Raw genomic sequence first — 9,760 nt, 5'->3', positions numbered from 1 at the left:
GGGGCTCGGCGTCGAGCTGAATCTCGACGACGCCGGGAAGTACCCGTACGAGCAGGCGTACCTGCCGTACAACCGTCTCCTCGACGGAACCGTGCACGATTGGTGACACGATGATCCACCCCGAGGGACGCGCTTCGGCTGCCGCTCCCGCCGTTGTCGTGATGGGTGTCTCGGCCGCCGGGAAATCGACGATCGCCGAAGCCCTCTCACGGCGATTGGCCGTGCCATGGATCGACGCCGACGATCTCCACCCCTCGGCGAATCGACAGAAGATGATGGCCGGGATTCCCTTGGACGACGATGACCGCCGTCCTTGGCTGGACGCGGTCGGCGAGAAGCTCGCCGCGGGTGAAGCCGCAGAGGGGATCGTCGTGGCATGCTCCGCGCTGCGGCGGAACTATCGCGATCGACTTCGAGCGGCCTGCCCTACCGCGGTGTTCGTCCACCTGCACGGATCCCGTGAGCTTCTCGCTCATCGCGCTTCGGACCGTGTGGAGCACTTCATGCCCGCATCATTGTTGGATTCGCAGCTTGCTACTCTCGAACCGCTAGATGCAGAAGAACGGGGAGTGACCCTGGACGTGTCAGACGCTCCTGCGGTCATCGCCCAGCGAGCAGCTGAGTGGGTGACTTCGAATGGTTGACGGACGAGCCGAGGAACCGAACTCGGGGACTGACGAGATTCCGGTCGAGATGGCGGACCGAATCCGCGGCCGCGGGGGAAACGCCACGATCTACGACATCGCAGAACTCGCGAAGGTCAACCCCTCTACCGTGTCGCGCGCGCTGTCCAAGCCCGGCCGCATCAGCGCGAAGACCGAGGCTCGTATTCGCGACGCTGCGGCGCAACTGAACTTCCGCATCAATCCCATCGCGCGTGCCTTGTACACCGGCCGCAGTCGCACGTTCGCGCTCGTCGTGGCAGATATCACCAACCCGGTCGTCTTCGGCATCGTGCGTGGCGCCGAGCAGGAGGCGGCCGCGGCCGGCTACACATTGGTGATCGCCGAATCGCAGGAGTCTGGTGAGACGGAAGCCGAGACCGTGGAGCGGCTGATGCCCACCGTCGATGGCATCGTTCTCGCGACGACGCGCCTCGGCGACGAGTCCATCCGGTCGATCGCGGCGCGACGCCCGGTTGTGCTGATCAACCGGGCCGTAGCGGGCATCGACAGCATCCTTCCCGACGTGGATCGTGGGGTGAAGGACCTGATGGACCATCTCTACGGCCTCGGTCACCGATCTGTCGTCTACCTCGCTGGGCCCGAGACCTCTTGGGTGAGCGCACGTCGATGGGAGAAGCTGCTCGAGACGTCGGAGTCGCTGGGCGTCGCGCTCGTCGAGATCGGCCCGAATCCGCCGACGATCCAAGGGGGCAGGGACGCGCTGCGACGTGTGCTCGCGGCCCGCCCGACTGCCGTGATCGCGTTCAACGACCTGATCGCGATCGGCCTGATGCAGGGCGCGGCCGCACGCGGCGTGGGGATTCCCGACGAACTGAGCGTCGCCGGCTTCGACGACATCTTCGGGAGCGAACTGATCACGCCCTCTCTGACCACGGTGCGCTCCGAACTCGAGACCGCCGGCAGGCGCTCCGTCCGGAACCTGCTCGCACGGACGGAGGGCGAGGAACGTGTCGCGGACCCAGCCCTCCTTGCGACGAAGTTGATCGTTCGCGAGTCGACCGGGCCACGTCGCGAGGCCTGACCGGATGCCGGCGGTGCATACCGTCGAGGGCTCTGGATACGCGTTGTCGGCCCAGTACGGACGGGCGGCTGCCCGAACGAGAGTCCGCCCACGCTGCCGGAGGTTTCGCCGCGTCCGCCCGGCAGCGATTGTCAGGGGAGTAGGACGATCTTGCCCACCGTCGAACGGGACTCGAGCGCGTCATGGGCTCGGGCGGCATCCTCGAGGCGGTAGCGTGCACCGACGTGCAGCCGAAGCGAGCCGTCGGCTGCTGATGCCAGTACCTCCGAGCCGCGCGCGACGAGGTCCGCGCGCGATCCGGCGTAGTGGGCGAGCGTCGGCCGGGTGAGGGAAAGGGAGTTCTCGGCGAGTCGCTGCACGTCGACCGGGGGAATCGGGCCGCTGGTCGAGCCGTACGCGACCAGTGTTCCACGTGGCGCCAACGAGGCCAGGCTCTCCTCGAACGTGGCCTCGCCGACGCCGTCGTAGACCACGGGGGGCGAAACGCCCCAGCCCCTGACGCTGGTAGACGTCCATGTAGTTCACGCCGATCGCGGCGACGTCCACGACGAGTTCGCCCGGGCCGGCGCTGGGCTCGGGGCGCTCGACGACGCGAAGCACGTCGGACGCCCCGAGGGCGGCCACCTCTCCCGATCGCATGCGATGCCCGTCACCGCACGCCGCGGACCCGGAAGACGACCACGCCGCCGATGACGACGATCACCGCCGCGACGGGGAAGAGCGGCGCGAACGATCCGGTCACGATGACGATCACGCCGGCAAGTGCCGGTGCAAGGATCTGCGGCGCGATCGCAGCGACGTTCGTGACCCCGAGGTCCTGTGCGAACGAGTTCGACCGCGGCAGTACCTGCGTGACGAGCGCCGTGTCGACGGCCTCGAACGTACCGAAGGCGAGCGCGACGACGACCATCATGGTCAGGTAGCCCTCCACCGTGGGCGCTGCGAGCGGGATGAGCAGGCCCAGGGCCATGACGATGCTCGCCACCGTCACGAAGACCTTGCGCCGGCCGAGTCGGTCGGACAACAGTCCGGCGGGGACGGCGGTCAGGCTGATGCACACCGCTGCGATCGCGGCGGCGATGCCGACGTAGTCGACGGCGGCTTCACCGGCACCGATGTAGTCGCTGAGGATGTACAGCGCGTAGCCCTGGATGATGAAGAAGCCGGTGTAGACGAAGGTCCGGCTGCCGACCGCCCACCAGAAGTCGGGGTGCGTCCGCGGGTTCACGAAGAAGGTGCGCCACCAACGGGCGGAGTCCGAGGCGGGCGTCGGGGCGGACTCGCGATTGTCCGAATCCCTCGCGATGAACAGCCGGGTGGCGGTGAACGCCAACGGCAGGACGCTGAGCACCATGTAGGCGACGACGAGGTCGTCGGCGAGGACGGAGCCGAGGATGGTTCCGCCGACCGAGCCGAGCATGATCCCGAGTCCGAGCCCTGCGCTGAACCGGCCGCGTCGGTTCTCGGGAACCCGGTCGGGGAGGATCGCCGCGAGCGGGCCCTGCGAGGCGCTCAGCACGAACTCCGATGCGACGTAGAGCACGCCGAGCACTGCGAGCGACTCGATGAAGCCCATCGAGAACAGGATCGGGGCCACCACGATCGTTCCTCCGAGCACGTACGGGGTCCGGCTGCCCCAGCGGGTGCGCGTGCGGTCCGAGAGCATGCCCGCGAGCGGTTGGGCCAGGAGCGCCGCGATGGCGCCGAGGAACGTGAAGATGCTGAGGACGGCGACCTTGTCGTCACCGGCCAGGTCCTCGATCTGCAGCGCCAGCAGCACACCGGGAACGGCGCCGTAGACGAGTGAGATGCCGAACTGCGAGCTCCAGATCGAGAACAGCAGGGAACCGGACGCGGCGACCTGCCTCGTCACGGGCATGGTCTCGGGTGTCGACACGGTCACACCTCCCGCTGGGGATCGAGGGCGCACGGCGGAGCCGGGTCGTGGGGGCGGGGGGCCTGGGATGGCATCGCAACTCCTTTGTCGCTGGGAATTCGGATATTCCGTAGCCATTACTAGCACATTGCGGATACAGTGTGGCCGTAAGCCTCATCGCGAACGGTGATCGGGGCGGAGTGACTTCAGAGGTGTGTTCCATGGTGAGAGACGACGAGGTCGAGGTGCTGATCGTCGGTGCCGGCGCGACCGGGCTGACGCTGGCGTGCGACCTGCAGCGGCGAGGCGTGAGCCATCGGCTGATCGACGCGGCGCCGCACGGGTTCGAGGGGTCGCGCGCGAAGGGTGTCCAGCCGCGCTCGGCCGAGGTCTTCGACGATCTCGGCGTGCTCGCCCGCCTCGAGTCGCGGTCGACGCTCTACCCGCCGCTCGGCATCCACCTCGGCCCGGTGACCCTCAAGCGGACGATGATCGCGCTGCACGACGCGACGCCGGACGTACCCCACGCGAACACGCTGCTCGCGCCCCAGTACGCGACCGACCAGAGCCTGCGCGAGCGCCTCGAGGAACTCGGCGGCTCGGTGGAGTACGCCACCCGCCTGGGGGCGTTCGAGCAGGACGCCGACGGGGTCGTCGCGAGCCTCGAGTCCGGCGCGGGGACCGAGACGGTCCGCGCGCGGTACCTCGTCGGCGCGGACGGCGGTGGCAGCACGGTTCGGCGGGGACTCGGCATCGCGTTCGAGGGGACGACCGACGAGAGCGACCGGATGATCGTCGCCGACGTCACCGTGTCGGGGCTCGGTCGGGATCGCTGGCATATCTGGCCCCGCTCCAAGGGGCGCTTCGTCGCGCTGTGCCCGCTGCCCGGAGACACCTTCCAGCTGATGCTGAAGCTCCGACCGAATGACCCCGCCGACCTCGACACCGCGGCCGTCGATCGCATGGTCCGCGACGTCGTCGGCGGATCGAAGGTCCGCGTCCACGACATCCACTGGTCGTCGGTCTGGCGGCCGAACATCCGGCTCGCCGAGCGCTATCGGCGCGGCCGGGTGTTCCTCGCCGGAGACGCGGCACACGTGCATCCGCCGACCGGTGCACAGGGCCTCAACACCGGCGTCCAGGATGCCTACAACCTCGGCTGGAAGCTCGGCCAGGTGCTCGCGGGCGCCCCGGATGCGCTCCTCGACACGTACGAGTCGGAGCGGCAGCCCGTCGCAGCGCGAGTGCTCGGCCTCGCGTCAGGGCTGTACGCGCACCTCGGGGACCGCCCGCTGGCGGCGACCAAGCGCGGTGACGAGGAGCGGCAGCTCTCCCTGACGTACCGCGGCGGTCCGCTCGCCCCCGGCGACCTCGACGCTCCCGGCCTGCAGCCCGGCGACCGGGCGCCCGACTCTCCCGTCGTCCTCGATGACGGTGCTCGAACGACGCTCTTCGACGAGTTCCGCGGCCCGTCGTTCTCGCTGGTCGCCATCGGGGACCGCGCAGCGGAGGCCTGCCGCGACCTCTCCTGGACGTCCGCCGGTGCGCCCGTGCGAATGATCGCCCTCGACGGCTCGTCCAACGAGCCGTTCCGCCGATTCACCGGGATCCCCGGCGACGGCGCGGTGCTCGTGCGGCCCGACGGCTACGTCGCCGCCATCGCACGCGCCTCGCTCGACGACGTGCGCGACTGGCCGGCTCTCCCGCTCTTCCCGTCCTCCTGACCGATCCCGAGCCCGAACCACCCCCAACACGAAGGCGTGTCACACCATGGTCGATGTCGAATCCATGCCCGCAGCCCGCGACGACGTTCGCACCCTGACGTTCGAACCCCCCGCGGCTCGCGCCGACCCCCGCACCGAGACGCTCACGCCGGAGTCCCAGGCGGCGCTGCGCCAGTTCTCCGAAGACCGCCTGATCGGCTACGGCGTGGACCGCAGCGATGCGATCGAACTGACGGCGCGGGTCCTGGCGGGGGAGGGCTGGCTGGACGCGGCGACCCGGCTCGCCGAGCGCTGCCTCGCCAACCTCGACGCCGCGGCCGAGGCCGGCACGCAGACCCGGATCACCGCCCTCCGCCGGGCATCGGCGCTGCTGCGGATGAGCCAGGTGATGATGCTCGAGGACGGCCCGGCGCGGACCGCGATCTACGCCCGTGCGGGCGACCTCTACCTCCGCGCCGCCGAAATCGCCTGCGATCGCATCCGGGTCACCCTCGACACGCCGGAAGGCGCCGTCGTCGGATGGCAGGTGCCCGCGACAGGCCCGCGCGTCGGCGCCGCGATCGTCATCGGCGGGGTCGAGGGGTATGCCATGGACTTCGACTGCATCGGCGACGCCCTCGCCGCCCGCGGCATCGAGACCCTCCTGCTCGACGGGCCGGGACAGGGCGAGAGCCGGTTCACGCACGGTGTCTACCTCACCCCGACCTGGCGCGACGCGTACACCGCGGCGCTCGACCACCTCGCGACCTCGGTGCCCGGCCTCCCGATCGGAGTCGTCGGCAACAGCATGGGCGGCAGCTTCGCGATGGCAGTGGCCAACGAGGACCCACGTGTCCGGGCGTGCGTCGACAACGGCGGCATCCCTGCACCCTGGATGGTGCCCCCGAGCATCGGCACGTTCTTCACGAAGATGGCCGCCTTCTGCGACGTCGACGACCCGGACCAGGCGACCGCCGTCTGGTCGACGGTGACCCCGCTGGCACCGGGCGGCAACGCCGACTACGACCTCCTCGTGATCCAGGGCGGCGCCGACCCGATGGTGTCGTCCGAGATGGCGCAGGCGGTCTTCGCCCACGCGCCCGCCAAGTCGAAGCAGATGGTGCTCTTCTCCGACGGCATCCACTGCATCTACAACCACAGGACGGACCGCGACGACCTCATCGCGGACTGGGTGCACGCCCGCCTCGCGGCGGACTCGCACTCCGACTTCGATTCCGACTCCGAGTGAAGGGAACCGCGATGCAGATCACGGACGCGCAGATCCACCTCTGGACCGGAGCAGGCGCGCCGCCGTACCACCACCGCGCGCCGTACACGATCGAGCGCGCCCTGCGCGAGATGGACGAGGCCGGCATCGACCGCGCCGTGAACTGCCCGGCGATCTGGGACCCCGACGCAAACGACTACGCGGTCGAGGCGGCGCAGGCCCACCCAGACCGGTTCGCCACCATGGGATGGTTCCCCCTCGACGCCAGCGCCGGCCCGCACCGCGTCGACGAGTGGATGTCGAAGCCGGGAATGCTCGGCCTGCGCTTCGTCCTCTACGCACCGGAGGCAGAAGGCATCCTCCGATCCGGCGCGCTGGACTGGCTCTGGACCCGAGCCGACGAACTGGAGCTCCCGGTTGCGTTGATGGTCATGCCCGACCACCTCCCACTCATCGGCGACATCGCCCCCCGCTTCCCGAGAATGCGGCTCCTGCTCGATCACCTCGCGATCGGCCCGTTCGACACGCTGCCCGGGGCGGCGTCCCACCTCGACGCGCTGCTCGCCCTGGCCGCGCACCCGAACGTCGCCGTGAAGGCGAGCGGCATCACCGGTGCCGCGACCGACGGCTACCCGTTCGCCAGCGCCCACGAGGTGCTTCGACGCACGTTCGACGCATTCGGCCCCGACCGCATGTTCTGGGGGACCGACATCACCCGCCAAACCGCGACCTGGGGGGAGTGCGTCTCGATGTTCACCGACCACCTCCCGTGGCTCGCCGGCGCGGACCTCGAGCGGGTGATGGGCGCCGGGATCTCGGACTGGATCGGCTGGCACTGACCGGTCGCACCCGGGTCATGGGGGCCGGGCGGTAGCGTAGGGACCACAGCGTCCACCCCGCGAGACACCCCTGGCACCCATGACCCTCACCGAGAAGCGCAAGCCCGGCCGGCCCCGGATCCCCCGGGAACGCATCGTCGACGCCGCCCTGCAGATCGTCGACGAACAGGGGGCCGACGCGCTCACCCTTCGTGCCGTCGCCGAGCGGATCTCGTCGAGCACCGCGACGCTGTACCGGCACGTGAGCGGCCGGTCCGAGCTGATCGGCCTCGTGATCGACCGCATGCTGGGGGAGGTCGAACTTCCCGCCGTCGAGGACGACGACGAGCAGCCGTGGGAGGTCGTCTGCCACCGCACCGCGACCGCGATCTTCACCACCATCGCGCAGCACCGGAGCGTCGCGACCCTGCTGATCGAACGGTTCCCCACCGGCCCGCACGCCATCGCACTGCGCGAGCGCATCGCGCGAGCCCTGCTGCGCGGTGGCCTGCCCCCGGAGGTCGCGGCCGCCGCGGTCGCGACCTTGGGCCGCTACATCCTCGGCTTCGCGATGCAGTCCGCCGCGGACGACGGTGCGCAGCGGCCATCGTTCACGGTCGACCCGATGGCGTACCCGCACCTCGTCGAGCTCGCACCGCTCCTGCCGAAGCCGCTCGCCGAGGAGTTCGAGTTCGGCCTCACCCACCTGCTGAGCGGCCTGGCGCACGACCAGCGCGCCTGACCGCGGCGGCCCCGGCCCATAGGCGGCGGGTATGGAGTCCGCAGCCGATTGGTATTGGCGGCGGACGGCTCCAGTGCGCTTCGATGAGCAGACACCGGCCTCCGGATGGGGCCGCTCTCATCTCACTGACGAACGCGCACGAGAGTGATCCACCTACGATTCGCATCGACCTCCGCGGAGCAACCGTCACCGATGTGGTCGGGCGTGTGCTCACCGCACCGAGTCTCGACGCGCACAACACGCCTGAGAATCCGGCGGCTGTCGCGCCTCGGTCGCTCGACGACGTGCGGGTCGTCGGCGGCATGCTCGAGGCCACACTGCCGCCTGCTTCCTGTTCGACAGTTCAGGTCGTTCTGGAGGCATGACCCGGGCGTCGGTCGGTCAGGCCTACCTCTACTGGGGCCAGTTCTCAGCGAACGTTGCTGGACTGAATCGCGACATGATCTCCATCGAGGAGGATTCCATCGTCAATGGGGTCGTGACCGAGGCACAGCATCATTTCCACGAGGGATGCTCGATGCGCAAGCGCGACGGGATCTACTACCTCGGTCGACCGACTCGCGGGCGGTCCGGGAGGAGGTCGTTCAGGACTGGTTCGCCGGGCCGGTCGACTCCCGCACCATCAATTGCGGCGATGCCGGTGGGGATGGCTCCGTGACGTCGGGCTCGATCCGAGAAAGCAAGGCCCGAACGGCGGCGCGCCCCTGAGCCTCGAAGTCGAGGCGGAGCGTCGTCAGCGGTGGGTCGAAGTAGGCCGCCTCCGGGGTGTCGTCGACCCCTGCGACGCTGACGTCGTCCGGGATGTGCAGTCCTCGCTGCTTGAGCGCGAGCATGGCCCCGAGTGCCATCTGGTCGTTGGCGGCCACATAGGCGGTCGCCTCAGGCAGCTCCTCGAGGGCAGCGATCGCGTCGTATCCGGACTTCGCGGACCAGTCGCCGCGGAGCACCGCTCGTGACCGGAGGCCGGCATGTTCGATTGCCGCCGTGTAGGCGCGGAGCCGGTTCCGAGCGGCCGACCACGTCTGCGGACCGGCGATGTGGACGACGTCACGATGGCCGAGCAGGGCGAGGTGCCCGATCAGTGCCGGCATTCCCGCTCCGGTCGACCCGGCCGGCTCCGCGTCGGTGAGGATGTCGGACTCCGCCGCGATGAAGGCCGGAACCCGAAAGGCGGTCGTCTCGAACGCTCTCTTCATCTCATCCGTGGAGGCGAGGGCGAGGATCCCGGCGAGATTGTGCTGGGTGATCAGCTCGAGCGATTCCTCGATCGCCCTCGGGTTGTGCGCATCGAGCGAGACCAGGTCGAGGACGTACCCTGCTTCGCGCGCGGCCGCACTCGCGCCCTCGGCGATGCGGCTCGGTCCATACTGCGAGATCTCGTGCGTCAGCGCGCCGATGCGATGGGAGCGTCCGGACTTGAGCGAGCGCGCGGTCAGGTTCGGGCGATACCCGAGTTCGTCGAGTGCCTTCACCACCTTCGCACGCGTCTCGGGCCGAATGCCCTCGAAGCCCTTGAGGAACCGGCTCACCGTCTGGTGCGATACGCCGGCGGCGGTCGCGACGTCGTAGATCGTCGCGGCCCGTGCGGGCGCTTCCCGGGGCGCGTTCGGGTCAGGGGGCGGCGTCGCGACCGCCGGGTCGGCGTCGATCGATTCCGTGGATTCGCCCATGTCGCGGGTCCTTCTG

10 protein-coding genes are annotated in these 9,760 nt (G+C 69.6%); 7 read left to right on the top strand and 3 right to left on the bottom strand.

Going from position 1 to position 9,760, the window contains the following annotated elements:
• Window positions 1–110 precede the first annotated feature (110 nt).
• On the top strand, window positions 111–644 hold the full coding sequence (locus tag ABME02_RS17375) for a gluconokinase (RefSeq protein ID WP_353816614.1): 534 nt from the start codon (window positions 111–113) through the stop codon (window positions 642–644).
• Window positions 637–1,707, top strand: a complete 1,071-nt coding sequence (locus ABME02_RS17370) for a LacI family DNA-binding transcriptional regulator (protein WP_353816613.1) — start codon at window positions 637–639, stop codon at window positions 1,705–1,707. Before ABME02_RS17375 ends, ABME02_RS17370 begins: the two co-directional genes overlap by 8 nt.
• A 131-nt stretch (window positions 1,708–1,838) precedes the next feature.
• On the opposite strand, the gene ABME02_RS17365 is transcribed toward ABME02_RS17370, so the two are convergent.
• The gene (locus tag ABME02_RS17365) at window positions 1,839–2,180 is read right to left on the bottom strand and encodes a zinc-binding dehydrogenase (protein WP_353816612.1); all 342 of its coding nucleotides are present in this window, start codon (window positions 2,178–2,180) and stop codon (window positions 1,839–1,841) included.
• 176 nt (window positions 2,181–2,356) lie between these two features.
• Window positions 2,357–3,604: an MFS transporter gene (locus ABME02_RS17360; RefSeq protein ID WP_195760741.1), complete on the bottom strand. Its 1,248-nt coding sequence runs from the start codon at window positions 3,602–3,604 to the stop codon at window positions 2,357–2,359.
• Window positions 3,605–3,804: 200 nt separating this feature from the next.
• Here ABME02_RS17360 and ABME02_RS17355 point away from each other — a divergent pair, with 200 nt between their 5' ends.
• The 5 genes from ABME02_RS17355 (at window position 3,805) to ABME02_RS17335 (ending at window position 8,439) form a co-directional block, all read left to right on the top strand.
• On the top strand, window positions 3,805–5,307 hold the full coding sequence (locus ABME02_RS17355; RefSeq protein ID WP_353816611.1) for an FAD-dependent monooxygenase: 1,503 nt from the start codon (window positions 3,805–3,807) through the stop codon (window positions 5,305–5,307).
• Between the two features lie 46 nt (window positions 5,308–5,353).
• On the top strand, window positions 5,354–6,535 hold the full coding sequence (locus tag ABME02_RS17350; RefSeq protein WP_353816610.1) for an alpha/beta hydrolase: 1,182 nt from the start codon (window positions 5,354–5,356) through the stop codon (window positions 6,533–6,535).
• Window positions 6,536–6,546: 11 nt separating this feature from the next.
• A complete protein-coding gene (locus tag ABME02_RS17345; protein WP_353816609.1) occupies window positions 6,547–7,353 on the top strand; it encodes an amidohydrolase family protein in 807 nt (268 codons plus the stop codon).
• A gap of 79 nt (window positions 7,354–7,432) precedes the next feature.
• Window positions 7,433–8,074 carry a TetR/AcrR family transcriptional regulator gene (locus ABME02_RS17340; protein WP_353816608.1) on the top strand — a complete coding sequence of 214 codons (642 nt, stop codon included), beginning with the start codon at window positions 7,433–7,435 and terminating at the stop codon, window positions 8,072–8,074.
• The gene (locus tag ABME02_RS17335; RefSeq protein ID WP_353816620.1) at window positions 8,071–8,439 is read left to right on the top strand and encodes an alpha-L-arabinofuranosidase C-terminal domain-containing protein; all 369 of its coding nucleotides are present in this window, start codon (window positions 8,071–8,073) and stop codon (window positions 8,437–8,439) included. Before ABME02_RS17340 ends, ABME02_RS17335 begins: the two co-directional genes overlap by 4 nt.
• 219 nt (window positions 8,440–8,658) lie before the next feature.
• Here the strand turns inward: ABME02_RS17335 and ABME02_RS17330 are convergent, their stop codons facing one another.
• Window positions 8,659–9,744, bottom strand: coding sequence for a LacI family DNA-binding transcriptional regulator (locus ABME02_RS17330; RefSeq protein ID WP_353816607.1), 1,086 nt, complete (start codon window positions 9,742–9,744; stop codon window positions 8,659–8,661).
• Between the last annotated feature and the right edge of the window lie 16 nt (window positions 9,745–9,760).

Source organism: Agromyces zhanjiangensis (genome assembly GCF_040496055.1).
GTDB lineage: Bacteria > Actinomycetota > Actinomycetes > Actinomycetales > Microbacteriaceae > Agromyces > Agromyces zhanjiangensis.
Note: the sequence above shows the minus strand (reverse complement) of the source record. Positions and strands in the feature narration are given on the sequence as shown.

Coding starts and splice junctions, on each gene's coding strand:
- ABME02_RS17375 (WP_353816614.1), top strand. CDS start 111: ATGATCCACCCCGAGGGACGCGCTTCGGCTGCCGCTCCCGCCGTTGTC.
- ABME02_RS17370 (WP_353816613.1), top strand. CDS start 637: ATGGTTGACGGACGAGCCGAGGAACCGAACTCGGGGACTGACGAGATT.
- ABME02_RS17355 (WP_353816611.1), top strand. CDS start 3,805: ATGGTGAGAGACGACGAGGTCGAGGTGCTGATCGTCGGTGCCGGCGCG.
- ABME02_RS17350 (WP_353816610.1), top strand. CDS start 5,354: ATGGTCGATGTCGAATCCATGCCCGCAGCCCGCGACGACGTTCGCACC.
- ABME02_RS17345 (WP_353816609.1), top strand. CDS start 6,547: ATGCAGATCACGGACGCGCAGATCCACCTCTGGACCGGAGCAGGCGCG.
- ABME02_RS17340 (WP_353816608.1), top strand. CDS start 7,433: ATGACCCTCACCGAGAAGCGCAAGCCCGGCCGGCCCCGGATCCCCCGG.
- ABME02_RS17330 (WP_353816607.1), bottom strand. CDS start 9,744: ATGGGCGAATCCACGGAATCGATCGACGCCGACCCGGCGGTCGCGACG.